General features: G+C 35.6%; 22 protein-coding genes. 10 read left to right on the top strand and 12 right to left on the bottom strand.

From position 1 onward, the window contains the following. Positions 1–112: 112 nt before the first annotated feature. Complete coding sequence (locus BMX24_RS04465) at positions 113–2,119, bottom strand: M4 family metallopeptidase (RefSeq protein WP_089790858.1); 2,007 nt, start codon at positions 2,117–2,119, stop codon at positions 113–115. Positions 2,120–2,411: 292 nt separating this feature from the next. Next, positions 2,412–4,040: an NADP-dependent glyceraldehyde-3-phosphate dehydrogenase gene (locus BMX24_RS04460; RefSeq protein WP_089790857.1), complete on the bottom strand. Its 1,629-nt coding sequence runs from the start codon at positions 4,038–4,040 to the stop codon at positions 2,412–2,414. A gap of 346 nt (positions 4,041–4,386) precedes the next feature. Here BMX24_RS04460 and tpx point away from each other — a divergent pair, with 346 nt between their 5' ends. Next, positions 4,387–4,959 (top strand): thiol peroxidase, encoded by a 573-nt coding sequence (tpx, locus tag BMX24_RS04455; RefSeq protein ID WP_170835654.1) that lies wholly within the window; start codon positions 4,387–4,389, stop codon positions 4,957–4,959. A gap of 153 nt (positions 4,960–5,112) precedes the next feature. On the opposite strand, the gene BMX24_RS04450 is transcribed toward tpx, so the two are convergent. After that, complete coding sequence (locus BMX24_RS04450; protein WP_089790856.1) at positions 5,113–5,835, bottom strand: DUF6261 family protein; 723 nt, start codon at positions 5,833–5,835, stop codon at positions 5,113–5,115. A 329-nt stretch (positions 5,836–6,164) separates the two neighbouring features. Here BMX24_RS04450 and BMX24_RS04445 point away from each other — a divergent pair, with 329 nt between their 5' ends. Then, entirely contained in the window at positions 6,165–7,814 is a 1,650-nt protein-coding gene (locus BMX24_RS04445; RefSeq protein WP_089790855.1) for an endonuclease NucS domain-containing protein, read from the top strand. Between the two features lie 139 nt (positions 7,815–7,953). Here BMX24_RS04445 and BMX24_RS04440 read toward each other — a convergent pair whose 3' ends face one another. From BMX24_RS04440 to BMX24_RS04415, 6 genes are all read right to left on the bottom strand, one after another. Next, positions 7,954–9,939: a urocanate hydratase gene (locus tag BMX24_RS04440; protein WP_089790854.1), complete on the bottom strand. Its 1,986-nt coding sequence runs from the start codon at positions 9,937–9,939 to the stop codon at positions 7,954–7,956. 386 nt (positions 9,940–10,325) lie between these two features. Then, the gene (locus tag BMX24_RS04435; protein ID WP_089790853.1) at positions 10,326–10,619 is read right to left on the bottom strand and encodes a hypothetical protein; all 294 of its coding nucleotides are present in this window, start codon (positions 10,617–10,619) and stop codon (positions 10,326–10,328) included. Positions 10,620–10,678: 59 nt separating this feature from the next. Next, on the bottom strand, positions 10,679–11,650 hold the full coding sequence (locus BMX24_RS04430) for a 2-hydroxyacid dehydrogenase (RefSeq protein WP_089790852.1): 972 nt from the start codon (positions 11,648–11,650) through the stop codon (positions 10,679–10,681). A 91-nt stretch (positions 11,651–11,741) separates the two neighbouring features. Continuing rightward, positions 11,742–12,002 (bottom strand): prevent-host-death protein, encoded by a 261-nt coding sequence (locus BMX24_RS04425; protein ID WP_089790851.1) that lies wholly within the window; start codon positions 12,000–12,002, stop codon positions 11,742–11,744. A gap of 131 nt (positions 12,003–12,133) precedes the next feature. Then, complete coding sequence (locus tag BMX24_RS04420; RefSeq protein WP_089790850.1) at positions 12,134–12,532, bottom strand: DUF1801 domain-containing protein; 399 nt, start codon at positions 12,530–12,532, stop codon at positions 12,134–12,136. 194 nt (positions 12,533–12,726) lie between these two features. Continuing rightward, entirely contained in the window at positions 12,727–13,377 is a 651-nt protein-coding gene (locus tag BMX24_RS04415) for a protein-L-isoaspartate(D-aspartate) O-methyltransferase (protein WP_089790849.1), read from the bottom strand. Positions 13,378–13,501: 124 nt separating this feature from the next. Between BMX24_RS04415 and BMX24_RS04410 the strand changes: the two genes are divergently transcribed. From BMX24_RS04410 to BMX24_RS04375, 8 genes are all read left to right on the top strand, one after another. Further along, on the top strand, positions 13,502–14,464 hold the full coding sequence (locus tag BMX24_RS04410; protein WP_089790848.1) for a Gfo/Idh/MocA family protein: 963 nt from the start codon (positions 13,502–13,504) through the stop codon (positions 14,462–14,464). Positions 14,465–14,980: 516 nt separating this feature from the next. Next, positions 14,981–16,702 carry a cellulase family glycosylhydrolase gene (locus tag BMX24_RS04405; RefSeq protein WP_089790847.1) on the top strand — a complete coding sequence of 574 codons (1,722 nt, stop codon included), beginning with the start codon at positions 14,981–14,983 and terminating at the stop codon, positions 16,700–16,702. An 86-nt stretch (positions 16,703–16,788) separates the two neighbouring features. Then, on the top strand, positions 16,789–17,244 hold the full coding sequence (locus tag BMX24_RS04400; protein ID WP_089790846.1) for a DUF5362 family protein: 456 nt from the start codon (positions 16,789–16,791) through the stop codon (positions 17,242–17,244). Between the two features lie 64 nt (positions 17,245–17,308). Continuing rightward, positions 17,309–18,187 (top strand): CGA/CIA family class A beta-lactamase, encoded by an 879-nt coding sequence (gene bla-A / locus BMX24_RS04395; RefSeq protein ID WP_089792737.1) that lies wholly within the window; start codon positions 17,309–17,311, stop codon positions 18,185–18,187. 32 nt (positions 18,188–18,219) lie between these two features. Then, entirely contained in the window at positions 18,220–18,630 is a 411-nt protein-coding gene (locus tag BMX24_RS04390) for a hypothetical protein (RefSeq protein ID WP_089790845.1), read from the top strand. Between the two features lie 23 nt (positions 18,631–18,653). Beyond that, positions 18,654–19,544, top strand: a complete 891-nt coding sequence (locus tag BMX24_RS04385) for a 3-hydroxybutyryl-CoA dehydrogenase (protein WP_170835693.1) — start codon at positions 18,654–18,656, stop codon at positions 19,542–19,544. A 124-nt stretch (positions 19,545–19,668) separates the two neighbouring features. Next, entirely contained in the window at positions 19,669–20,985 is a 1,317-nt protein-coding gene (locus BMX24_RS04380) for a hypothetical protein (protein WP_139176731.1), read from the top strand. A 38-nt stretch (positions 20,986–21,023) separates the two neighbouring features. Next, the gene (locus BMX24_RS04375) at positions 21,024–21,263 is read left to right on the top strand and encodes a hypothetical protein (RefSeq protein WP_089790842.1); all 240 of its coding nucleotides are present in this window, start codon (positions 21,024–21,026) and stop codon (positions 21,261–21,263) included. Positions 21,264–21,314: 51 nt separating this feature from the next. Here the strand turns inward: BMX24_RS04375 and BMX24_RS04370 are convergent, their stop codons facing one another. The 3 genes from BMX24_RS04370 to dnaN all read right to left on the bottom strand — a co-directional run bounded on the left by BMX24_RS04370 (position 21,315) and on the right by dnaN (position 26,136). Next, positions 21,315–21,725, bottom strand: a complete 411-nt coding sequence (locus BMX24_RS04370; protein WP_089790841.1) for an META domain-containing protein — start codon at positions 21,723–21,725, stop codon at positions 21,315–21,317. Between the two features lie 286 nt (positions 21,726–22,011). Then, complete coding sequence (gene pheT / locus BMX24_RS04365) at positions 22,012–24,414, bottom strand: phenylalanine--tRNA ligase subunit beta (protein WP_089790840.1); 2,403 nt, start codon at positions 24,412–24,414, stop codon at positions 22,012–22,014. A gap of 591 nt (positions 24,415–25,005) precedes the next feature. After that, complete coding sequence (gene dnaN, locus BMX24_RS04360; protein WP_089790839.1) at positions 25,006–26,136, bottom strand: DNA polymerase III subunit beta; 1,131 nt, start codon at positions 26,134–26,136, stop codon at positions 25,006–25,008. Between the last annotated feature and the right edge of the window lie 30 nt (positions 26,137–26,166).

Below are 26,166 nucleotides of genomic sequence, written 5' to 3'. Positions count from 1 at the left end.
GCTCTATAAAGTTAGTTTTAGTTTAAAAAAAATGTTACAGTTTTAATGAAATAATTAAAAAACCCGGCAGAATATTTTCCGCCGGGCCTTTTATATGTATTTAAGTTTATTATTATTCTACAATTAATTTCTTAGAAACAGAAGTTCCATTAGAATTTATTTTCACGATATAGATCCCTTTTTCAAGTCCGTTGATGTTAATTTTATTGGTTCCTTTGCTTAATTTATCAGCATGTTTTACCAGCTTTCCTGAAACATCATAAATTTCGAATGTTGAATCATTTTTGTTATTTTCTATCGTAAACATACCGCCTTTAACAGGATTTGGATAGATTGTAAACTGATTCTCACCTCCGTTTGCTACTTCATTCGTCGCCAAAACTCCGTTTCCGATTCCTACTGCATACCAAGCTCTTACGTTCTGAAGCTGTTCGTTGCCCGATGCTCCGTAAAGATCCGTTACAGCTTGTTTGGTTGCGTTGTAAGCATCCATATAAGTACTGTTCGGCGTCATATAGTTGGTAAGGGCTCTGTAAATGATTTTTTCCGCTTTTTGAATTGTAATTCCGGTAACGTTGAAAGCATTTCCAATATCATTCGTTCCTGAACCTCCGCTGGAAAGAAGATAAAACCAGTAATTTCCTACTCCACTGTTGGTATGCACACCACCGTGGTCATTACTATCACTAGGATTCGCAGTACTAGCCCAATAGGTTCCCATATAAGTGTCCGGTTGCTGCCCTCCTACAGCCGCAGGTCCGGAATTAGGATTTGATAGGCTTCTGAAATATCCCGGAGGTAATACAGCCGGATTTAAAATTCCTTCTCCGATTGTCCAGTTGGCGTTGATTCCCGAGTAAAACTCAATCGCAGCACCCATCATATCGGCAATAGATTCATTAATAGCACCTGATTCTCCCTGATAATTTAATCCTCCCAAACCATTTCTTCCAATAATTAAATGCGAATATTCATGTCCTGCCACATCAATTCCCACCACAGGATTGGCAACAACACCAGATGCATAAGGAGGATACGCTCCGTCTCCATAGACCATACAAACAATTCCACTGGCATCAATGGCTGCGGCATTCAGTCCATATCCAGGGGTATTACCAAAAATACCAAAATCGAAATGGTAATAGTTTCTCAGGATAGATCCGTTTCCGTCATAGCTGTTTCTGTTGTGTCTGCTAATATAATAGTCGTGTGCCTTTTCCATTGCCCACTGTACTTCAACTGCTGGTTTTGTATTAGTCGCCGTGAAATCCGGGGTTGCATTTGTATACTCCTGCCCACCGGAAAGCTCACCTGTTGTCGGATCGTAATTTCCGTCCAGATTCGTACCGTCTAATGTGTGGATGTTTCTTGCATTATCCTTCAGTCTGTAGTTTCCATTATATGAATCTACCGTGATTGGCTGCGTTCCCTTGTATAAGGTCAAGCTGTTGGACGGTGTATCTACTTCATAGTTTTTTGAAACTTTTTTGACAATATTTTTTGTAGAATTATCAATATAATAGATAAATGCATTTAATGGTTTTAAAGAAAAACCTTCTATTTTAGACACAGAATGCAGTTCTATCCCACGTCCGTTATCTACTTTTGTGATTAATTGTTCGTAATCGGAAAATTTTGTATTCCCGACTGCTTTCATATCTAAAGCTGCAATTTTTTCTGCCTCCATTTCAGAAATCGAATTTCCGACCTGTACATTGATTTTATCGCTAATTTCTCCGTTTACGTACGTAAGTTTCCCATTTTTTTCGTGAAGTAAAATAAGTTCATCACCAACTTTTACTCCTTTAAAATAATGCTGATAAACAAAATGCTTTATCCCTAGTTCATCAGTAGATTCTTTAACAAGCTTATAAGTATGATCACTATCTGTTCCCAACCATTCTCCTAAATGAGTAATTAAAAAACCAGCAGGAATGTCTTGTCCGCTAAAATTAGCCTGAAAATTCCCCATAACAGAATTTTTCGAAATTTCAGGTAAGTTTTGTACTGAGATTTCAGTGTTATTTCTCTGATTTTGAGCTTGAAGTAAAGAAGCAGGTGAAATTACAAGAGCAACAGCAAAAGCCAATGCTTTAACATGTGTAAAATTCTTTTTCATTTTCGTGTTAAAATTTATTGGGTGTAAATTTATACAATTTTAAAAACCCTCAAATAAATTTATATATAATTTAACATTCTAATCAAAACAATGAAATAAAAATAAAATTACAACTCTTTTGTTTCAAAATAAATTATTAACAATTAATTAAAATAACTAAAATTTTTTACACTAAAAATTTAAATTGAATAATTAATTTTAATGATAAAAAAATTTCAGAGCTCTAAAAAATAAATCCCCAAGAATCAGGAGATTCATTGAGGATTATATATATTAAAATCAGGAATTTATACTAGAAAATATAGTCTGTACTTAAGAAATTCGAGTCGTGATCTCTTACGATGGTATTTAACAAATTCTTATTGGAATCTGTGATTTTTGCCGCCACCAAAGAGCGGATCGAGAACGAACGAAGCGCATCAAACACAGAAAGTGTACCTTCCGCACTGTCTTTTCTACCAGTAAACGGGAAAACATCCGGCCCTCTCTGAGCCTGACAATTGATATTCACACGGCTTACCAGATTCACAAACGGATCGATAAGTTTCGCCACTTCCACCGGATCTTCACTGAAAATACTCACCTGCATCCCATGATCTGCATTCACCTGATAGTCGATCGGTTCTTCAATCTCATCAAACGGAACCACAGGAATTAACGGACCGAATTGTTCTTCATGATACAATTTCATATCACTATTCACCGGATAAACCACCGCAGGGAAAACGAAAGATTCTTCTGTGAATCCGCCATTTTCATTCATAATTTTCGCTCCTTTTGCCAAAGCATCATCTATACATTCTTTTAGATAAGGAGGTTTATTCACTTCCGGAAGTGGGGTAATTTTCACATCTTTTTCCCAAGGAAGCCCGGCTTTCATCGCAGAAACTGCAGTTGATAATTTTTTTGTAAACTCTTCTGCCACGTCTTTCTGAACAAAAATTAACTTCAGCGCAGTACATCTTTGTCCGTTAAAAGAAAGCGAGCCTAAAATACATTCGCTCACCGCCACATCCAAGTCTGCATTTTTCGTAACGATGGCTGCGTTTTTGGCATCTAAACTTAAAATAGCTCTCAAACGATTCACCTTCGGATGCAGTTTTTTCAATCCATTAGCCACTTTACTGGAACCGATAAACGCCAAAACCTGTACTTTTCCACTTTCCATGATTGGGGTGATGATTTCGGAACCTTTTCCGTATAAAGTATTCACCGTTCCTTTCGGGAAAGCCTCCTGAAAAGCTTTTAACAAAGGATAATGTGCCAAAACACCATGCTTTGGAAGTTTAAACAAAATCGTATTTCCCATAATCAGTGCCGGAATCAAAGTGGTGAAAATTTCGTTTAAAGGATAATTGAAAGGCCCCATGCTCAACACCACGCCAAGCGGCGCTCTGCGGATTTGTGCAATCGTTCCTTCTGCCTGCTGAAAACGTGAAGATTCGCGATCTAAATCTTTCAAAGCATCGATGGTCTGATTGATGTAATCTACCGTTCTGTCGAATTCTTTAGTAGCATCTGCCAATGTTTTTCCGATCTCCCACATCAATAATTTAATCACCAGATCACGCTGCTGGATCATCAGGTACACAAACTTCTGCATACATTTGATACGACCCTCCACAGACATTGTCGGCCACTCTCCCAACCCATTATTGTAGGCTTTTACCGAAGCTTCCAACACTTCCATAGCTTCTTTCGGGCTGATATTCGGAATGCTTCCCAACAGTTTTCTTTCCAGACCGTTTTCTGTGGGAATACACACGGGAGAATAAATATTTTGTACATCACCGTTCCACTCGACCAACTCCCCGTTTAAAAGATAAACCCTCTGATGAATCTCGGGTACTTTATATTCTTCGGGGATTTCGTTTTCGGATTTGAATATTTCATGAAACGATGGCGTATTTACTGAATCCATAAATTTATTTTTTTAATTAGTGTGAAAATTTTAATAGAATAAAGTTAGACGTAAAAAATGATTTTAAAAATAGCTGACTGATAGATTTGTTCTATTTAAAAGGTTTTTGAATTAAAATTAATATTAACAACAGAAAAAGTATACCTTAGATGTCTATTCGATGACAAAAGCCAAAAAATTTTCAAAAACATAATGAGTTGAAATTGTGAAAAATACATAACATTTTAAAATTTCGAATTTTCATCTTATTAACTTTTAAATATTTAAACATTCTAAGATAAAACATAAAAATCTTTCGTGATTTTTGTACTTCAATAAAAAAAAGAATTAAAAAAATAAAAATTTCATGTATCCAAAATTAATTTTCAGCGCGTTGTTATTTGTTTCCGTATTCATTTTTGCACAAAATGCTAAAACCGCCAACACTGTTTTGATGGGCGGAAAACCGGTACAAACCTACGCCAAATTACCTGCAGTCAATAAACCTGCACCAAAATTCACCCTTACGGATGTAACGATGAAAGATCAAACCCTTGATTCTTATAAAGGAAAATACCTGATTCTTAATATCTTCCCAAGTGTGGATACGGGTGTTTGTTCAGCTTCCGTGCGCCACTTCAATGAAGATGCAGCCAACATCCCAAATACGGTGGTTCTTTGCATTTCTAAAGATTTACCTTTCGCTCAGAAGAGATTTTGCGGCGCAGAAGGAATAAAAAATGTCGTGATGCTTTCGGATTTCCGTTCGGATTTCGGGAAAACGTACGGTGTAGAAATCACAGATTCTGCGATGAAAGGTCTTTTGAGCAGAGCTGTTGTCGTGATCGATCCTTCGGGGAAAATCATTTATGAAGAGCAGGTTGCGGATATTTCGCATGAACCGAATTATGAAGCGGCGATTAAGGCTGTGAAGAATTAAGTTTTTTTGAAATAAATTTAAAAACCTCCGGTGATTGTTTGCTGGAGGTTTTTATTATAAAGGCTTCGACTCCGCTCAGCCTGACATCATTATTAGAGTTGTCATGCTGAAAGCTGAGTTAATGATTTAGGCTTTATTTTTTGCCCCCTTATATTAATCTACCTTTTTTACGATAGGGCTTCCATTGTCCTGACTGCCTTTTGGCACCGAAGAATTTTTCGCGGCTTTTACCAGTTCATTCACATCGGAATACAGCAGTTCCCATCCCGGAACGTCTTTCATCGCTGTGATCAGGTTAAGGTACGATTTCAATATTTTCTCCAGATTTTTACGAATGGCTGAAGCGCTTGTCATCTGCCGGAGGTCTGCATTGGCTTCCGCCTGCTGTGCAAAAATGGCTTCAAAATCTTCCTGTTTCGTCTTCATTTCCGCAAAAGCGGTGTTGATAGAAAGTGCCGCCATCTTCTGCTGGTTTTCCGGAAGCTCTAATGTTTCGATAAGCTTTTTCATCTGCGCGGTCTGTGAAGAATAGCTTAAACGGTCGATATCCAGTCCGAAAGTTTTAAACACTCCGTACAGGTCTTCCGCCAGCTGAACATTGGGAGCCGAAGGAAGCTGTCGGTAACCGTTCAGAAATACTTTCAAATTGGAATACGCAACATCCCTTTCACGATCTGCAGAGGCTACGTCTTTTCCTTTTCCGCTGAAGGTCTGCTTCGTATATACTTTGTCGTACTCCATATATGAAGTCTGTAAAGCCACTGCAAGAGGATGATTGGTAATAACAGGATATTTTCCTGATTGAGAGTTTGAAATAATTCTTTGAGCTAAAGTCGCAAGGTCTTTAGTGCTCAATTTCGTGAGTGCGATTTTCATTTGTTTGTGTTTTTTTGAATTAATAAATTAAAAATCAAATATATAAAAAAGTTATTTAGTTACAAACATCTTGCGGGAACTCTCCGGAGATGTCGGGAGAGTTTCTGCAAGGTGCAGGGGCATTCCGGAGATCTCCGGAAAGTACAAGCAAGCTTGTTTTAATTAAATGGAGGACTCTGGAGAGTTGTCTCAAAGGGGTTTTTATTGTCTGGAGGGGTTGGGTGTTTTTGATTTAAGAGATTATGATTAAAAATTATAGAAAGCTTTTCTTTTGATAAATATATAGGATAGCTATATTTGACATAAATAATAACCAAAAACACTTAGCTATGACAGAAAATCAAATAAGAGACTTGTTAGTTCAAAATTTATCTTTAATTAACCCTTATTATATATTTTTAGATAAGGAAGCATATTTACCCAATAATATAGGAACAAGAAGTTTTATTGATATTCTTGCTATAAATAATGAAAACAAATATGTGATTATTGAAGTTAAAAAATCAAATGCTTCTTCAAGAGAAGCCATACATGAGCTATATAAATATCTAGAAGCAGTAAAACAAAATTTGGCTGTCAAATCTGATGAGATAGAACTCGTTATTGTTTCTACAGAATGGAAAGAATTATTAGTTCCGTATTCTTCTTTTATAAATAGTACGGACTTAAAATCATATGGATATCAACTTTTTATTAATGAAGAGGGAATCTCTGTAAAAAAAATAGATACAAATGCTACACAAGAAGATCGAATATTAAGTGCTATTCAAATGGCAAGATATTATCTTGATGAAGCTTCACTTCAAGAAGGAATTCGAGAGCATATAAATTTTTTCCAAAATAGAGACATAAATAACTTTATCTTAATTATTTTAAAATCCCCTGAAAATTATTCAGATCTAGTCTTAAAATCAATTCAAAATTTTGAAATTAGTATGTATAATGAAATTAGAACAGAAAACTTAGATCCTAATTTAAATTTTGAATATATGATTTATTCAATAAATCAAACTTTATCTTTAAATAGTAGTACAGAGATTCTTTTAAAACATTATTCATCTCCAGAAATAATTGAAGAGATTGAAGAGATAAAAAATTTAGAAGAAACTTTTTATACAAAAATGGAAATGCTTAACCAGATGATAATTAATCAGATGCCTTTTCCAAAATGTGATTATGTAGAAATCGGTACTCCTGCTAAATATGTTAAATTTATTGAAGATGAAAAGTGGCAACTAATTGAAATTAAAAAATATGGTGCCTTACTTGATAATATTTTCCTTACTAATGATATAATTGAGCAAGAAATTATAGCTAGTGGTACAACTAAAGAAAGATATACATCTACCTTAGATTTAATGAATACTGCTAATTTAGCTAGAGTTAAAAAAGAAATTAAAAATGTTTTATCAGACAATATTGTTTGGAGAAATCATATTTTAGAAATACTTGAGCAATTAACTTATGAAAAGGAACATATAAAATATGCTCATATATCAATATACAATCCTATGAATATCATTTATTCTATTTACTTACTTTTTAACCAACAAATGGGATTACGTTATATTCCTAGTTATCAAATTGAGGTCTTATTAAATAATAATGAAGAAAGATTATATGTTGGACATTTAGACGGTAATTTAAGACAGACAACAATGGATAATATCTTACAAAAATTTTGGAACTCAGAAGCTATTGAGTATTTATTAACTTTAAATTGGGGAGGATATTTCAATAGAAATTTAGAGTTATGTGAATTTATAGGATTAGAATATAAAACAATGCTCATAAAAGCTTATCAAGAATCAACCACTCATTTCAAGTATAGAAATTATAAATTTATAGAAGTTGATAATTTTGATCCCTTAGAAAATATTATAAACAAATTATCTAATGATCTGCATCTTGTACCCAATATATTTTCTTTTTTTAATGAACATAAAGTAAAAAATGGTTATTGGGAATTCAATAGATGATAAATATTTATAAAATTTACTATGGATTTACGTTGATAAATACTTTCGGTAAATTATCAAAATAAGATAAAAACCTGCCTCACGGCAGGTTTTCCTATATCAAAACTTTGTCAAAGATTTTCAACTTTGACAAAGTGGGTTAAAACAAACTCTCATCCACAAAATTCGGAAGTGTAACTTTCAGCTTCGGTTCCACTTCCATGGCTCTTTTGATGGCGAAAATGGCGCCTTCATTTCTTGCCCAGCTTCTTCTGGAAATTCCATTGTTCACATCCCAGAACAGCATTGATTTTAATCTTCTGTCGGCATCATCGCTACCATCCAATAGCATTCCGAAGCCACCATTGATCACTTCTCCCCAGCCGACACCGCCTCCATTGTGAATGGAAACCCACGTCGCCCCACGGAAACTGTCACCAATCACATTGTGTATCGCCATATCTGCCGTAAATCTCGAACCGTCATAAATATTAGAAGTCTCTCTGTACGGCGAATCCGTCCCCGACACATCGTGATGATCTCTTCCCAAAACAACTGGTCCGATTTCTCCGTTTTTAATCGCTTTGTTGAAGGCTTCAGCAATTTTCATTCTTCCTTCTGCATCGGCGTATAAAATTCTAGCCTGTGAACCTACAACCAATTTATTTTCCTGCGCACCTTTAATCCACTGAATATTATCCTTCATCTGCTGTTGGATTTCTTCAGGAGAATTCTGCTGGATCTTTTCTAAAATCTGACAGGCAATATCATCGGTTTTCTGCAAATCTTCCGGCTTTCCGCTTGTACAAACCCAACGGAACGGTCCGAAACCATAATCGAAACACATCGGCCCCATAATATCCTGAACATAGCTCGGATATCTGAATTCTCTTCCCAATGTAGGATTTTCTGCCATTACATCGGCTCCGGCTCTTGAAGCTTCCAGCAAGAAGGCGTTTCCGTAATCGAAGAAATAAGTTCCCTTTTCCGTATGTTTATTGATGGCTTCTGCATGTCTTCTTAACGTTTCCTGAACCTTTTCTTTAAATAATTCAGGGTTTTCCGCCATCATTGTATTAGATTCCTCAAAACTTTGTCCGACAGGATAATATCCTCCCGCCCACGGATTGTGAAGTGAAGTCTGGTCTGAACCAATATCGATTCTTAAATCTTCCTGATCAAATTTTTCCCATACTTCAACCACATTTCCAAGATAAGCCAAAGAAACAGTTTCTTTGTTTTCCTGAGCTTTTCTTACTCTTGCTACCAATTCGTCGAGGTTTTCATGGATTTCGTTTACCCATTTCTGTTCGTGACGAATTTTGGTGATTTTAGGATTTACTTCTGCACAAACTGTGACACAGCCTGCAATATTTCCTGCTTTTGGCTGAGCTCCGCTCATTCCGCCCAAACCTGAAGTTACGAAAAGTCCGCCCTGTGGTTCTTTATTAATTTTTCTGAAAGCATTTAGAACAGTAATCGTCGTACCATGAACAATTCCCTGCGGACCAATATACATATAGCTTCCTGCCGTCATTTGTCCGTACTGCGTGACACCCAATGCATTGAATTTTTCCCAATCATCCGGCTTAGAATAATTCGGGATCATCATCCCATTGGTAACAACCACTCTCGGTGCATCTTTGTGCGAAGGAAATAGCCCCATCGGATGCCCAGAATACATCACCAATGTCTGCTCATCCGTCATTTCCGACAAGTATTTCATTGTTAAAAGATACTGCGCCCAATTGGAAAATACGGCACCATTTCCACCGTACGTAATCAGCTCGTGAGGATGTTGAGCGACTGCATAATCCAGGTTATTCTGGATCATCAGCATAATCGCTTTTGCCTGCTCAGATTTTCCCGGATATTCCGAAATTGGTCGAGCTTTCATCTCATAATCCGGACGGAAACGATACATATAGATTCTTCCATACTTTTCCAGCTCTTCCTTGAATTCCGGCAATAATTCTGCATGAAATTTTGGTTCAAAATAACGTAAAGCATTTTTTAAGGCTAATTTTTTCTCTTCTTCTCCTAAAATCTCCTTACGTTTCGGAGCATGATTGATATTGGTTTCGTATGGTTTTGCCGCGGGTAACTGGTTGGGAATCCCCTGCTGTATCTGTTCTTGGAAAGTCATATTACGGTTTAAGTTCTATGTGTAACGTTTAAAATTAATTTTAAAATTCAAAGTTTTAAAGATATTCAAATTAGAAAATCCCTGCAAATAAACGATGAAAATTCAACGGTGTAAAATTCCCCTCCTCCGGAGGGGTGGCGAAAATTCGAAGAATTTTTGACGGGGTGGTCTGTTGATATAGTATTTCAATATTATTTTAAAACCACCCCGTCTTCTCCCGTTGGTCGAATCCACCCCTCCGGAGGAGGGGAATTTCGTTGCGGATAAATTCGGATAGCTTAATTCAAAAATAAAAATTAAATGATAAATTTTAAAACATTCAATGAAAACCCAATAAAAAACCTCACTGAAAATCAGTAAGGTTCAATAGAGCATATGCTTAAATTTTAAGTTAAAACATCATCATTTTCCTCTTCGTGATCGTCTTCATTATCACTCAGGCTCCAATAATTGTTTTCTTCGTCTTCGCTTCCGATATCTTCCATTTCATCATCATCTTCCACTCCCGGAATATCAAGTCCTTTATCAATTTTATCTTCGTCAATTTCTTCATCTTCAAACGGAACTCCATCTCCATCGAGGGGGATGTGTTTTTCCTGTCTGAAAATATCTTCATTTGGATTGTAATCCATCTGTTCTAGTTTTCTGTCCTGCTCTTTAGGACTATTTTCGGGTACCATAATAATAGATTTTAGTGTTGAATAAAATTAAACAAAATAATTCCAAGTGCTTAAGAATTTTAAGAATAAATTTCAGGATTTGCACAATGTAGCATCTTTTCATTTTTCGAGAAAGCGATCAGGTTTTCGGCGGCGAGCTTTGCCATTCCGTTTCTCGCTTCAATCGTTGCAGAACCGATGTGCGGTAAAACACAGACATTGGAAAGTTCCAAAATAGGATCATCCTTAAAAATAGGCTCCGGATTTGTCACGTCAAGGCCTGCTCCCCAAATCTGCTTTGAAATCAGGGCTTCATACAGATCTTTCTGATGATGAAAGCCACCTCTCGCCGTGTTTACAAAAATCGCATCGGGCTTCATTTTTTCAAAAACAGAACTATTGAACAACTCATTTTGTTCAGGTTTAAAATTTGCATGAATACTCAGAACATCAGACTCCGCAATCAATTCGTCGAAAGAAACATATTTTGCGTTAAGCTCATTTTCCGCTTCTTCGTTGCGATGGCGGTTGTGATAAATAATATTCATATCAAACGCTGCTTTTGACTTTTTTGCCATTTCAAAACCGATTCTTCCCAGTCCGAAAATTCCCAGTGTTTTTCCATACAGTTCCTGTCCCAAAGCATGCAGGGGATCAAATGAATCCCAACTTCCGGATTTTACCTTTTCAAAATTATATGAAGCTCTTCTTGCAACCGATTGCATTAATAAAAATGCGACATCGGAAGTAGCTTTACTTAAAACATCCGGTGTATTTCCAACGGGAATTTTAAGTCTATTGGCTTCTTTGATATCCACATGGTCGAAACCGACAGAATACAGCGCAATCGCTTTTATATTGGGACATTCGTTGAAAAAATCTTTATCATATTTGAAATCTGTGCCGACACTTAAAATAACGTCATGACTTTTACAATAGCTCAGCCATTCCGCATTCGACAGATCATATTCGGGAATAAAAACCTCCAGTCCCGCCTCTTCCAGCATTTTGATTCCGATTTCGGGAATTCTTTTATTGATGAATACTTTCATTGTATTTTGTAATTGATTTCGTTTAAAAATTTCCAAATAAAAACCTCACTCCTGCAAAAAAGTGAGGTTCTTCTAACTTTAATATTAAAAATTACTGCTTTTTATCTGATTCGTTGTGCTTTTCCCAAGCTTCAGAAGCCATCTCCTGAATTTCTTCCCAAACTTCTTTTGCAGATTTTTGAGCATGAGTCATGAAACCTTGCTTCGTAACCTCTTTGTTCTGGCTTTTCATGTCATTGATATAATCTTTGACTTGCTGGGAATAACTTTCTACACTGTAACCGGGATTATTATGTAGATTTTTCTGAATATTGCTAAAATCATGTGACGATTTAAATCTATTCGTATCCATAATAATAAAATTTAAGTGATTAGGTTGTTATTTCTAATCCAATTTTCATTCCGAAACAGACTTAAAATGTATTAAAATTTGAAAAGATTTTAAATAGTCGTGATTGGCTGTTTTATTATTTAGGATAAAATTTAATGTATGTTTAATTGTATCAGCTCACCTTTTCTTTTTACAAGATTTTTATAATCCCATTGAATTTTTTCTGATTTTTTGAGACATCGCTTAATATCATCCTCATTGATTTCAGAAAGATCATTATAAAACACCGAAGCATCCTGAAATTTCCCTCCATGTACATTCAAAAGATCTTCATTAAAGGATTTCCCGCTCCAGAACATCAGACGAATTCCCTTCTTCTGCTTACTGTATCCCACAATCGGGTTTTCCTCTAAAAACCAAACCGGATGAGCATGCCAGATTTTCGATTCGGCATTGGGAAGGTTTTCATCAATAATTTCAGCTAATCTTGAACAGATTTCCTGATCGGATTCGGTTTGTGAGCTATTATATTGTTGGATTTCTGAACTCATATTAATTTAATTATCTTTTAAAATTAAGAAATCTTTGGATAATCTTTTTAATAATATAAGTTTTGGCTAAAGCCAATAGAAATTAATCTATAAAAAAACGGGCTAAAACCCATTCCTATTGATATAAAGCTAGTTCTTATTAATATAAAAATTAGTGCAATTTGTGAAAAAATTCGTGATATTCGTGTTTAAAATTATTGATTCGTATTACCCAACATCGGAACAAATTTATACGCTCCAAACTCTTCCTTTTCAAATTCAGTCTGGGAAACTTTTGTGAATCTGTACAATACCTGTTGGTCGGTCGGACCTAAAGGAATGACCATTTTTCCGCCCACTTTCAATTGTTTTAATAACTCTGTCGGTAAAATCGATGCACCACAAGTCACGATGATTTTATCAAACGGAGCAAAGGTTGGAAGCCCAGCAAAACCATCGCCAAAGCTCTGAAATTTTGGATAAAGATGCATCTCACGGAATTTTTTCTTTGAAAAATCAAAAAGGTCTTTCTGCCTTTCCACAGTGTAAACCAACGCTTTCATCGCCAGCAAAACCGCAGTCTGATACCCACATCCCGTCCCGATTTCAAGCACTTTTTCCCCTGCTTTCACCTGAAGAAGCTCAGATTGTTCCGCCACTGTCGAAGGATGCGAAATCGTCTGATGCGCTAAAATCGGAAAAGCCCGGTCTTCATAGGCAAAATCCTCAAAAATACTTTCGATAAAGAGATGTCTCGGAACTTCATTCATTGCTGAAAGAACATTTTCGTCTGAAATTCCGATCCGGTTTCGAAGATAATCAACCAAAATCTTTCTTTTTCCCTTGTGTACAAACGAATCATGCATGAGACAAAAATAAGAATTTTTGTTGTTTGTTGGAAGTAGTTCGCGGTCTGTTTTCTAAATTTCCGGCAACTTCCGACCATCAACCAGCTACAAATTATTATATTTACAAAAATTTAATACAGCTATGTTAAAAGCAGGTTTGGTAGGTGCCGGACATTTGGGAAAGATACATTTGAGACTTCTAAATCAGTCAGATAAATATGAATTTGTAGGTTTTCACGATAAGGATGTGGAAAACGGGAAAAAACTGGAAGCCGAATTCGGATATAAATATTTTGAAAATTTTGATGAATTGCTTGATCAGATCGACATGCTGGATATTGTCACGCCGACAATTTACCACTACGATTATGCCTTAAAAGCCATTGAAAAAGGGCTTCATTTTTTCATTGAAAAACCGGTAACCCAAACGCTCGAACAGGCAGAAGAAATCCTTCGCAAATGCCAGGAAAACGGCATCAAAGCACAGGTAGGACATGTTGAAAGGTATAATCCTGCCTTTATTGCTACCAAAGAGTTTATCAACAATCCGATGTTTATTGAGATCCACAGGCTGGCTGAATTTAATCCTCGCGGAACGGATGTTTCTGTTGTATTGGATTTAATGATTCATGATTTGGATATTTTATTAAGTATTGTCAAATCTAAAGTTAAAAATATTCATGCAAGCGGCGTTTGTGTAGTAAGTAAAACTCCTGATATTTCCAATGCCCGAATTGAATTCGAAAACGGATGTGTTGCCAATCTTACCACTTCGAGAATTTCGATGAAAGCGATGAGAAAGAGCCGTTTCTTCCAGAAAGATGCTTATATTTCTGTTGATTTCCTTGGGAAAAAAGCGGAAGTTATCCGTATGAAAGATGCTCCAGAAAACCCTACTCCATTTGATATGATCATTGAGAATGCAGAAGGGGAAAAAAATCAGATTTTATTTGAATATCCTAATATTCAGCCGAATAATGCGATTTTGGATGAGTTGAATTCTTTCGCGGATTCCATTACCGAAGATAAACACGTGGAAGTTTCCATCGAAGACGGTACGGAAGCGTTGAAAGTGGCTTTGGAGATTATGAAATTGATTTCTTGATGTAGCGCAAATTTCACGAATTTTTCACGAATTACACGAATTTTTAAAACAATAAGAACTAGCTTTATATCAATAGGAACGGGCTTTAGCCCGTTTTTTTTTATGGATTAATTTCTATTGGCTTTAGCCAAAACTTATGTACATTCAATTTATTTACACTAAGTTTCTCATCCTGCTAAGGATTAAGACCTAAATTTTTTCATTCATTTTTCTACTACTATGTTTAGATCCTTGATAGGATGACAAACTTTATGCAGATTTTACGCGTTTGAAAGAAATGAGTAAAACCCTACCCCCTCATACAATGACGTCCTTTTGCGGGATAAGCTCCAAAAAAATTTTAAACTAATTCAATGATTAAGATTAAATAAACCTGATCTTTGTTTTTAATTTAAATAAAATCTTTTTGATTTCATTCGTATTTAATTTTTATTCAATAATTTTTAAATATATTTGTCATTACGTAAACAATAATTCTTAAAAACAAATCTCCTAATATTTTAAATTAAAACAACTATGAAAAGAGCCATCCTACTATCCGCTTTTTTATTGTCTCAATTTGGGACATCACAGCTTTTAAAAACAAATGGTCAAAAAATCGTTAATGATAAAGGTGAAAATATCCAGTTGAGAGGTCTCGGGTTGGGAGGATGGATGTTGCAGGAAGGATATATGTTGAAAACCGCCGATTTTGCCGGTCCGCAATATAAAATTAAACAGAAAATTGCAGAGCTCATCGGGGAAGACGGAATGAATGAATTTTACAAAGCTTACCTAAAAAACGGCATTACAAAACAGGATATTGATTTTTTGAAGAAAGCCGGATTCAACTCGATCAGGCTTCCGATGCACTATAATCTGTATACTTTACCCATTGAAAAAGAGCCGGTAAAAGGACAAAACACCTGGCTGGAAGAAGGTTTCAAAATGACAGATGATCTTCTGAAGTGGTGTGCAGACAATAAAATGTACCTAATTCTGGATCTCCACGCTGCTCCCGGCGGACAGGGAAACGATGTGAATATTTCTGATAACGACAAATCGAAACCATCGCTGTGGGAAAGTGAAGACAATCAGAAAAAAACGATTGCCCTTTGGAAAAAGTTGGCAGAAAGATATAAAAATGAGCCGTGGATCGGAGGTTATGATTTGATCAACGAACCGAACATCAATTTCACAGGGAAAAACCCGAACGGAACGGATGAAATGTCAAATGCTCCGCTTTGGAAGTTACAGAAAGATATTACTGACGCGATTCGTCAGGTTGACAAAAAACACATCATCATCATCGAAGGAAACGGTTGGGGCAACAATTACAATGGGTTAACACCGCTCTGGGACAACAATCTGGTGTTCAGTTTTCATAAATACTGGAACTATAATGATGATGCAACCTTGAAATTTGCCCTTGATTTAAGGGAAAAACACAATATCCCGATCTGGTTGGGAGAAACCGGAGAAAACTCGAATGTTTGGTTTACGGAACTGATTCAGCTTTTAGATAAGCACAACATCGGCTATGCATTCTGGCCAATGAAAAAAATCGACAATATTGCCGGAATTACCAACGTGAAAATCACGCCTGAATACCAGAAATTATTAGATTATTGGAAAAATGGTGGTGAAAAACCTTCAAAAGAATTTGCTAAGAAAACATTAATGCAAATTGCCGAAAATTATAAATTCAGTAATGTTGAAATCAAAAATGATATTATTGATGCGATGTTCCGACAGACGACCGACGGTTCTACAAAACCATTTAAAAACCTTCAGGCTCCCGGAAAAATTTTCGCTACAGATTATGATTTAGGTAAAATGGGCTCTGCTTATCTCGATAAAGATTTCATCAATCTTTGGGTGAGTGATCCTGCAAAAAGATCTGAATGGAATTCCGGAAATCAACTGAGAAATGATGGTGTTGATATTTACAAATCGAAAGACAATCAATATTATATAGGGAAAACGGAAACCGGAGAATGGCTTCAGTACACTTTCAATGCAAAAGCCGATAAAGCCTATACTTTTGACATCAGATATGCAAGTAACAACGATGCAAAAATCAGGATTGAAGATGCTTCCGGAAAACAATTGGCAAGCGTTTCATTAAGCTCAACAGGAGGAAATGAAACCTGGAAAACAGCTTCCGTAAAAGCAATTAACCTTAAAAAAGGCGAAAATAAAATCAGAATTATCTTTGAAAATGATGGTGTAAATCTGAATTATTTTGAAATAAAATAAAGGGTAAAACTCACCGAAAAAATATTTCATTAATACAAAGCACAGTTCAAATAATTTTAATTATTTTGCCAAAAAATAATAATTACATGGAAACACAATCTCCTTTTGAACAATTTGATGAATTAAGAATCGACAACGCAGGAAAGCTCTTCCTCACAGAAGCGGCAAGATGGACGACATTTTTAGCAATTCTGGGATATATTGGAATAGGGTTTATGGTAATTGCAGCATTGTTTATGATGACAGTGGGTGCATCGATGAGCTCCTACAAAAGCATAATGCCGATGGGGGGAGGCCTGCTGTTTTCGCTTATTTATCTGGCGTTTGCGGCTCTTTATTTTTTTCCAGTCAATTATCTTTACAAATTTTCTTCCAATATGAAGTCTGCTTTACGTTCAAATAATCAGGCAGAACTTACAAAAGCATTTGAATATTTGAAGTCTCATTACAAATTTATAGGAATTCTTACTATTATTGTTTTCGGACTTTACATTTTGGCCATTTTTGGTGCAATGATTGCAGGCATTAGCGGTATCAGATAGATCAAAAATTTTAAAATTAATCATAATCCTTCTGTTTCAGAGGGATTTTTTAAACCCAAATATTATGAAAAAAATAGGATTATTCCTTCTTTTGATTTCCGCATTTACATTTGCCCAAAAATCAGCTTTAGATCAAAAAATCAGTTCCATTATTAAAAACAAAAAAGCGACCGTCGGTGTTTCGGTTTTAGGCTTTGAAAATGGCTTTATCTACAATAAAAACGGAGACAAAAAACTTCCGATGCAGAGTGTTTTTAAATTCCATATTGCCGCTGCAGTTCTGGATTTTGTGGATAAAGGAAAACTTTCATTAGATCAGAAAATTGTACTTGATAAATCCAATTTATTAGAAAATACTTGGTCGCCACTTCGGGATAAATATCCAAACGGAGGCGTTGAAGTTCCTTTAAGCGAAATCATTGAATTTACAGTTGCCAAAAGCGATAACAATGGCTGTGACATTCTTTTAAAATTAATCGGAGGAACTCAGACTGTTCAAAAATTCATCGATTCTAAGGGCATAAAAGGCTTCCAAATCAAATATAATGAAGAAGAAATGCACAAGGACTGGAATACCCAATATCAAAATTACAGCACGACTGCTTCTGCCGTTCAGACTTTGAAGAAATTCTATGACGGTAAACTGCTTTCCAAAAAATCTACAGATTATCTGATGAAAATAATGATTTCAACATCCACCGGATTAAACAAAATAGTAGAGCAACTTCCAAAAAACACAGTGGTGGCAAGAAAAACGGGAGCTTCCGGAAAGAATAAAGACGGATTAACGGGCGCAGAAAACGAAATCGCGATCATTACTTTGCCAAATGGCAAGCATTATGCATTAGCTGTATTTGTCAGTAATTCAACGGAAACGGATGCTGTAAACTGTAAAATGATTTCAGACATTTCAAAGACGGTCTGGGATTATTTTAATAAATAAAATATTAACCTTATTTTTAAAACCAATTTAAAATGAAAAAAATATTATTCGCACTAGGATTATTTTTAAGTACATTCTTCTTTGCACAGAAGAGTGAAAACTATCTGCAGATCGGCTACGCAAGTATCTGCTGCGGTACCCCGTCTGATAAGCCGGTAATGGATTTTGTAAGCCAATTTCAGAAAAAAAATAAAATAAAAGAACTGGAAATCTACAAACAAAGCGGCTTGGGAAGAGAAGGTGAATACAATCTGTATATCGGAATTGATAAACTTTCGAAAACACAGAAAGCCAACTTTATCAAAGGGTTAAAAGGAGCCATCGATGCTCAAAATAGTGCCAGAAGACAAAACAGAGACGGAATTGTCAATTTTAATGAAGCCGAACTGGTGAAAAAAGCTGATCTTTCCAACGCAAGAAATTTAAATATTTATAAAAAATAATTTTAATTAAATAAGGAAAAATGATTCAAAACATTGTAGTTATTGGAGCAGGAACCATGGGAAATGGTATTGCACATACTTTCGCACAAAGCGGGTTTAAAGTAAACTTAGTAGATGTATCTCAGGAAGCTTTAGACAGAGGGCTGAAAACCATTACCACCAATCTTGACAGAATAATTGCAAAGGGAAACCTTACAGAAGAACAAAAAGCTGAAACATTAGGAAATATCTCAACCTTCACGGAACTGAAAAATGCAGTAGGAAACGCCGATCTTATCGTAGAAGCGGCTACTGAAAATCAGGATCTGAAGTTGAAAATTTTCGGTCAGATGGATGAGTTTGCACCTGAAAACTGTATTTTGGCTACCAATACTTCGTCTATTTCTATTACAAAAATCGCAGCAGCTACCAAAAGAGCAGATAAAGTTATCGGAATGCACTTTATGAATCCTGTTCCAATCATGAAATTGGTTGAAATTATTAAGGGATATTCTACTTCTAAAGAAACTTTTGACTCTATTTACGAAATGAGCAAAACATTAGGAAAAGTTCCGGTAGAGGTAAACGATTATCCAGGATTTGTGGCAAACAGAATTTTGATGCCGATGATCAATGAATCGATCGAAACCCTGTACAACGGTGTTGCAGGTGTTGAGGAAATCGATACCGTAATGAAACTGGGAATGGCTCATCCGATGGGACCGCTTCAGTTGGCAGATTTCATCGGTCTTGACGTTTGTCTGGCGATCTTAAATGTAATGTACGACGGTTTCAAAAATCCTAAATATGCACCAAATCCATTATTGGTAAACATGGTAATGGCCGGAAAATTGGGCGTAAAATCAGGAGAAGGTTTCTACGACTACTCAGAAAGCAAGAAAGCTGAAAAAGTAGCGAAAATGTTTTTGAAATAAGAAAGGTGAATACGTGAATCGTCAATAGTGAATTTTTTCAACTGTGGATCTTTACTATCAAAATTAAATTCACTTCGAAAGAAAATTGATTGGCAATGCAAAATTCACTAAATTCACATTTTTCATGAAATTCAAAGAAAAATATATTCAGATATCATTGGTCATCATTACTTTAGTGATGACCATTTTGCGTTTTTTGCTCAATGAAAAAGGGCGCACAAACCCTGATTCTATCCGTTATATGAGGTTTGCGCATAACCTACCGGAAATTGATAATACCACTACTCCGCTTGGCTATCCAGCTGCTATAAAATTCTTTACCTTTTTTGGTACGGATGAATTCTGGAGCAGTAAAATCATTGGAATTGCGGCATTTCTTTTCATCATTTTTTTCACATGGAAAAAGAAATTTTTCTTTAAAGAATCCATTGTCGCCTGTGCATTATTCAGTTTTCTGTCTATTTTTTCATACACGATGAGCGAAGCGTTGATACTGCCTTTTGTTATCCTGTTTTTATATGTTTCATCATTAATTATCAACGGAAAATTAGAGAAAGGAAAAGCTATTTTTTATCTTTCATTGAGTTTAATTGCTCTTTATAACATCAGGTACAGTTCGCTCTTTATTATCGGCGGAACCGGACTTTACGGACTTATTTTCTGGAAGAGAAACTATGCTAAAACTTTTATCATTTCAGGAGCTATCGGTTTTGTTTTTGTGGTTTTGTATAAATTTCTATTTATCGATTATTTTAACGAAAATTATATTAAAGACGCTTTAATAACAGGTTTACATCCGACTTCACAATTATTGAAAGAACTGTTTCAAGGCTTGTGTACGACGTTTAATCCATTCATTCATATTGCCAATCCGGGCGGTGGAGTGATTAATTACGCTATTTACGGAATCGGTTTTTTGAATATTATTTTAATCATTTATCTTTTTATAAAATATAAACTTTCGGATGCTGAATTTTTCTTTGTATTTGTAAGTATTTCGGGGATTGTCTGTTCTTATTTTGTACAGTATTTTTATCCTGTGAATGCGATTGATTATCGTTTGATGGCGCCTTTCAGCTTTCCGATCTGGTTGATTTATTTTAAAAAATTATTTCAAATTCTTGATGTTAAAACATATGCGGTCGGAATTTTAAGTATTATGTCCGGAATTGTTTTCACCTGGCTCTCCAAAGGGAACTATTTGGAAAACAGAAAAGAGATGACCGAATTTCTGCAATCTGAGAATCTGGACAAGGTTCCGTTGAAATTTTACCTAGAAACCACCGAAGATCTTGAAAAAATACAGGTCGCAGAATTGATAAGTACCATAAATCCTAATATTAATCTCACTTTTAAGCCTAAAGACACGCTTCAAAAGGCTACGTTAACGAGGTATAAAGTTTTACAAAAAATTAAGATCGACAAGAACAAATACCAATAATTTTATTATCTTTGGTTTAAAGTTAAAACATTAAAAAAATGAAATTACCAAAGTTTTTATTAGCAGATAATTCGGAATTTCCAGAAGATTTATTCGTAGTTCACACAGAATATCCAAGATTTATCTTAAACGTTGAGGAAGAAGAAGTGGAGTGGTTAGACGATCTTGAAGGTGATGATGAAGAAACTATGGCAGACGAAGCTACGAAAGTGGTAGAAGCTGCGTTTAAATGGTGTGATGAAGAGTTGGCTAAGTACGACGACGAGGAAGAAGATTAATTAACACTTTAAACATAAAAAAGGAACTCAAACGAGTTCCTTTTGTTTTTTTTATTCAGCTTTATTGAATTTTAAGAGTAAAAGATTGTCCTGGTACAATTCCAGAGTACTTCCGGAAACTACGTATTTGTTGGCCTTCCCCATCATATCCATGAAGTTTTTCTCTACATTCATATTATCACAGGCCATTCTGGTCGATCCCATTTGTCCTGCAGAAAAATTACCTGTAGAAGGATCTACTTTTGCCGTCCCGAAGTAATTGTTGCAACCTGCGTTTCCACTGATTTTTTCACCTTCAATATTCAATGTAGGAATTTTTCCTTTCACATTATCAGCTAAAGCCCATTTTGTACCCGCCAGAGACGGCTGAGCTTTTCCCACTTTTGAAGCAGATGAGCTGGACATTGTTCCACAAGAAGCCAAAATTCCTGCCGCACATATACTTAAAAAAAGATTTTTCATTTTGTTCTTTTTGAGTTAATCAAATTTACGGAAATTATATTATTTGAACGGTTTTCAGGGAATTTTATTGTTTTTTTAACGATTGTTTTTCACTGTGAATTGTTTGAATATTTATCCTATTTTCTCAAATAGATGCTTCGACTGGCTCTGCATGACACTCCTAATACTAACTGCTTATTTGATAGTTAATTTGTAATGTCATACTGAGCCTTATATTCACATTTAAACAAAAAAAACGGGCTAAAGCCCGTTCCTATTGATATATTTTTAATTATAATCTGTAAAATTATCCTCTCAATTCTGCATTGAATTCTTTTTGGAAAGACTTCACCAAAGAATCCATTACCGCTGCAATTTCTTTCTCTTCCAAAGTTTTTTCTTCATTCAAAAGTTCAAAGCTCATTGCGTATGACTTCTTACCTTCAGGAAGATTTTTTCCTTCATAAACATCAAATAAGTTGATATTTTTAATGTAAGGCGATTTATTATTTTTAGCCGTCTGATAAAGATCTTCATAATTGATATGCTTATCGATCAATAATGCCAAATCTCTTCTGATTTTGTTGAATTTAGGAATATCCTTAAACTTCAATTCGTTTTTAGAACGTAGTTGCTGAGCAAATTCAAGCTCAATTTCAGCATAGAAACACTCCTGGTCGATATCAAAGTCTTTCAGGAGTTGAGATGAAACCTTTCCTATTCTTACCAAAGCTTTGCCATCAACTTCATAAGCCAAAGCATCAGAAAATCTTTCATCAGATAAAGCAACTTCTTTATAATCAATTGCTAATTTCTCTAATAATACTTTTACGTAAGCTTTTAAGTTATAGAAACTTGTCGCAGATTTTGGCTGCAGCCAGTTTTCCGCAACATCTCTTCCGGAAACCAAAATAGCAAGCTGTTTTCTTTCCTCGTATTTTTCTTTTTTATGGTAAATTTTTCCGAATTCGAAGAATTTAATATCCTGATTCTTTCTGTTGATATTGTAAATTGCATTTTGAAGAAGCCCTTCCAATAAAGACTTTCTCATAAACGCCAGATCATTACTCAACGGATTTAATAATTTTACAGCATCGGTCTCGTCTTTCACAGAAGTTAATGAATTGTTCATCACTTCGTTGAAACCAAGTCCCTGTAAAGTTCTCGCCCAGTTGTTTTCCAGTTCGTCCTGATCCTGAGCAGTTAATTTTACCGGTGTAAACGAAATTTTTTGCGGCGCATCAATTTTATTGTACCCGTAGATTCTTAAAATTTCTTCAATAACGTCAATTTCTCGTGTCACATCTGCTCTGTAAGCAGGAACAGAGATTTCCAAGCCGTTCTGAATTTCATTTAACACCTGAATATCAAGGGCTTTTAAAATCTCTTTTACTTTTTCCCTGTGAATTTTTGTTCCTAAAATCTGTTCGATTTTCGAGAATCTGATAATCACATAATTATCCTCGATTTTCTTAGGATATTCTTCCAGCAAATCACCAACCAATTTCCCTTCAGCCAATTCCTGAATCAATGTAATCGCTTTTGTGATCGCTGTTCTTGTAATATTAGGATCAACTCCTCTTTCGAATCTGAAAGAAGCATCTGTATTCAACCCATGGAATTTTGCTCCTTTTCTTACTGCAACCGGATTAAAATAAGCACTTTCAAGGAAAATAGTTTTCGTTTCATCAGAAACTCCCGAGTTTGCCCCTCCGAAAACTCCGGCGATACACATCGGATTATCTTTTCCATCTTTGATCATGATCTCAGAACCGTTCAAGGTTCTTTCAATACCGTCTAAAGTGGTAAATTTTGTTCCTTCTTTTACAGTTCCCACTTTCACTTTTTTATCTTCAATCTTATCTGCATCGAAAGCGTGAAGCGGCTGTCCATAGCCGTGAAGAACATAATTTGTAATATCTACAATATTATTGATCGGACTCAACCCGATCGCTTTTAACCTATCTTTCAGCCAAGCCGGAGAATCTGCAACTTTTACGTTTTCGATCACCGCTCCGATATATCTTGGACAAAGTTCCGCATCTTCAACCTCCAGTGTAAAATCGTGGGTTCCTTCGTTATTTAAAACATCTGAAGATACTTTTTCAAATTCAGATTTTTGTTTGTTGGTCGAAAGGTATGCAAAAAGATCCCTTGCTACGCCGTAGTGAGACATAGCATCGGTTCTGTTTGGCGTTAAACCAATTTCAAAAACTTCGTCGTTTGTTAATTCAAAATAATCTGCAAAATTCTTCCCAAGCTCATATTTTTCTTCATCCAAAACCATGATTCCGCCGTGGTCATCACTAAGACCCAGCTCATCTTCCGCACAAATCATTCCCTGAGAAACTTCTCCTCTGATTTTCGCTTCCTTGATTTCAAAAAAGTTCCCGCTTTTATCATAGATTTTGGTTCCAACAACTGCCACAGGAACTGTTTGTCCGGCTTCAACATTCGGAGCTCCACAAACGATGTTCAATACTTTTCCGTTTCCTACATCTACAGTCGTTTTTCTCAATTTGTCGGCATTCGGATGTTTTTCGCAAGTTAAAACCTTGCCTACAACAATTCCTTCCAGGCTTCCTTTTATGCTTTCAAATTTGTCTATCCCTTCCACCTCAAGACCTATATCCGTAAGGAATTCACCGATTCTTTCAGTTTTTAATTCCGTTTTGATGAAGTCTTTCAGCCAGTTGTTTGATATTTTCATCTGATAATTTCTATTTATTTTTTTAGACAGATGGAACCTTTCGGTTTCATTTAATCTATTTTGAATTTTATTTGAATTTTTGAATCTACAAATGTCGTGTTTTTTTGAGAAATAGAGAAATTTATACGGGACTTTAAATTGTTAATTTTCCCTATATTTTTTTCTTCCTCTCGCCGATTTTGGCAGATTGTGCAGATTTTATTTTTTATTTTGATTAAATAAAATTTTCACAGATCAATATGCGCAAATAAGCATTAAGTTTGTCGACATAGTCAAAGCATCTAAAAGTGAATCTTTCCAGAATCTTTTCTAATAACTATTCTTAGATCCTTGAAGGAATGACAAGCTTTATATTTTATTTTAAGAGATTGCTTCTTCACTTTGTTCATCGCAATGACGATAGAGTAATCCTAGCCCCAATTGGAGCGGTATCCTTTTGGGTTACGGGCTCCGCTTCGCTCCGCCCGCAACCCAAAAGATATAGTACTTCAATAAGCTCAACATAAATTTCAAACGGAATAAAGCTTCAAATAAAAAATAAAAAGAGGTTCCGAAAAATCAAAACCTCTGTAAATTTTATCAAAATTAATATTACAACCCGATTACCGGCATTGATAACATTAAGATATTTTCGTTCTCTTCAAGACCATCAAGAGGTTCGATGATTCCCGGTCTGTTGGGTTGAGACATTTTCATGGTGATATCATCTGAACTAAGAATCGTCAACATTTCCGTCAGAAACTTAGAGCTGAACCCGATGTTGATATCTTCTCCGTTGTAGTCACAAGGAATCTGCATATCCGCTTTGTTTGCGTATTCCGTATCTTCTGCGTGAAGGTGAAGAATGTTTGCCGACAGCTTAAATCGTACCTGGTTGGTAGATTTATTAGACATGATAGAAGCTCTTTTGATGGCTCCCAACAAAAGATTTCTGTTGATTGTCAGCACATTCGGATTCTCTTTCGGGATTACCGCCGTATAGTTCGGATATTTTCCATCGATCAGTCTACAGATCCAGATGTGTTTTCCAAAAGTAAATTTAGCCATGTTCTCGTTGAAGTCGATGGTAACGTCATCATTGGAACTTGCTAAAATATTTTTGAAAATATTCAACGGTTTTTTAGGCATGATGAATTCCATTGGCTCGGCATTCATCAGATCCGTTCTTTTATATACTACCAATCTGTGAGAATCTGTAGAAACGAAATTCGTTTCATTTTCTCCAAACTGGAATAGAACTCCCGTCATTACAGGACGAAGAGAGTCATTACTCGTTGCAAAAAGAGTGTTGGTAAGTGCTTCAGACAATACTCCGGCAGACATAGTAACACTTTGGGAAGCGTCAAATTCCGGCAATTCCGGATAATCGTCTGCGTTGTCTAATGCTACCGCGAAATTATCTTTTTCATCTAAAATCTCAAGCTGACTTCCGGTTCCTTCCGCATTATCCTTTACAGCTAATGTGAGAGGTTGTTCCCCATAAGTCTTTATAAAATCCTGAAAAATCTTAGCAGGAACGGCAAATTTACCTGCGTCATCAGACTTCACCTCAAGAGAAGTTACAAGAGTTGTCTCGCCATCAGATGCTGTAATGGTAACATTATTTCCGTCTAATTCAAAAAGATAGTTTTCTAAAATAGGTCTCGATTGAGAGCTTGATATTACGCCACTTACAGTTTGCAAAGCCTTCTGCAGTTCACCACTTGAAATAATAAATTTCATAGATTTAAAAATAAGTTTTTACAAATATAA

The sequence above is a fragment of the Chryseobacterium wanjuense genome (assembly GCF_900111495.1).
GTDB lineage: Bacteria > Bacteroidota > Bacteroidia > Flavobacteriales > Weeksellaceae > Chryseobacterium > Chryseobacterium wanjuense.
This window is presented reverse-complemented; position numbering and strand designations above follow the sequence as displayed.

Coding starts and splice junctions, on each gene's coding strand:
- BMX24_RS04465 (WP_089790858.1), bottom strand. CDS start 2,119: ATGAAAAAGAATTTTACACATGTTAAAGCATTGGCTTTTGCTGTTGCT.
- BMX24_RS04460 (WP_089790857.1), bottom strand. CDS start 4,040: ATGGATTCAGTAAATACGCCATCGTTTCATGAAATATTCAAATCCGAA.
- tpx (WP_170835654.1), top strand. CDS start 4,387: ATGTATCCAAAATTAATTTTCAGCGCGTTGTTATTTGTTTCCGTATTC.
- BMX24_RS04450 (WP_089790856.1), bottom strand. CDS start 5,835: ATGAAAATCGCACTCACGAAATTGAGCACTAAAGACCTTGCGACTTTA.
- BMX24_RS04445 (WP_089790855.1), top strand. CDS start 6,165: ATGACAGAAAATCAAATAAGAGACTTGTTAGTTCAAAATTTATCTTTA.
- BMX24_RS04440 (WP_089790854.1), bottom strand. CDS start 9,939: ATGACTTTCCAAGAACAGATACAGCAGGGGATTCCCAACCAGTTACCC.
- BMX24_RS04435 (WP_089790853.1), bottom strand. CDS start 10,619: ATGGTACCCGAAAATAGTCCTAAAGAGCAGGACAGAAAACTAGAACAG.
- BMX24_RS04430 (WP_089790852.1), bottom strand. CDS start 11,650: ATGAAAGTATTCATCAATAAAAGAATTCCCGAAATCGGAATCAAAATG.
- BMX24_RS04425 (WP_089790851.1), bottom strand. CDS start 12,002: ATGGATACGAATAGATTTAAATCGTCACATGATTTTAGCAATATTCAG.
- BMX24_RS04420 (WP_089790850.1), bottom strand. CDS start 12,532: ATGAGTTCAGAAATCCAACAATATAATAGCTCACAAACCGAATCCGAT.
- BMX24_RS04415 (WP_089790849.1), bottom strand. CDS start 13,377: ATGCATGATTCGTTTGTACACAAGGGAAAAAGAAAGATTTTGGTTGAT.
- BMX24_RS04410 (WP_089790848.1), top strand. CDS start 13,502: ATGTTAAAAGCAGGTTTGGTAGGTGCCGGACATTTGGGAAAGATACAT.
- BMX24_RS04405 (WP_089790847.1), top strand. CDS start 14,981: ATGAAAAGAGCCATCCTACTATCCGCTTTTTTATTGTCTCAATTTGGG.
- BMX24_RS04400 (WP_089790846.1), top strand. CDS start 16,789: ATGGAAACACAATCTCCTTTTGAACAATTTGATGAATTAAGAATCGAC.
- bla-A (WP_089792737.1), top strand. CDS start 17,309: ATGAAAAAAATAGGATTATTCCTTCTTTTGATTTCCGCATTTACATTT.
- BMX24_RS04390 (WP_089790845.1), top strand. CDS start 18,220: ATGAAAAAAATATTATTCGCACTAGGATTATTTTTAAGTACATTCTTC.
- BMX24_RS04380 (WP_139176731.1), top strand. CDS start 19,669: ATGAAATTCAAAGAAAAATATATTCAGATATCATTGGTCATCATTACT.
- BMX24_RS04375 (WP_089790842.1), top strand. CDS start 21,024: ATGAAATTACCAAAGTTTTTATTAGCAGATAATTCGGAATTTCCAGAA.
- BMX24_RS04370 (WP_089790841.1), bottom strand. CDS start 21,725: ATGAAAAATCTTTTTTTAAGTATATGTGCGGCAGGAATTTTGGCTTCT.
- pheT (WP_089790840.1), bottom strand. CDS start 24,414: ATGAAAATATCAAACAACTGGCTGAAAGACTTCATCAAAACGGAATTA.
- dnaN (WP_089790839.1), bottom strand. CDS start 26,136: ATGAAATTTATTATTTCAAGTGGTGAACTGCAGAAGGCTTTGCAAACT.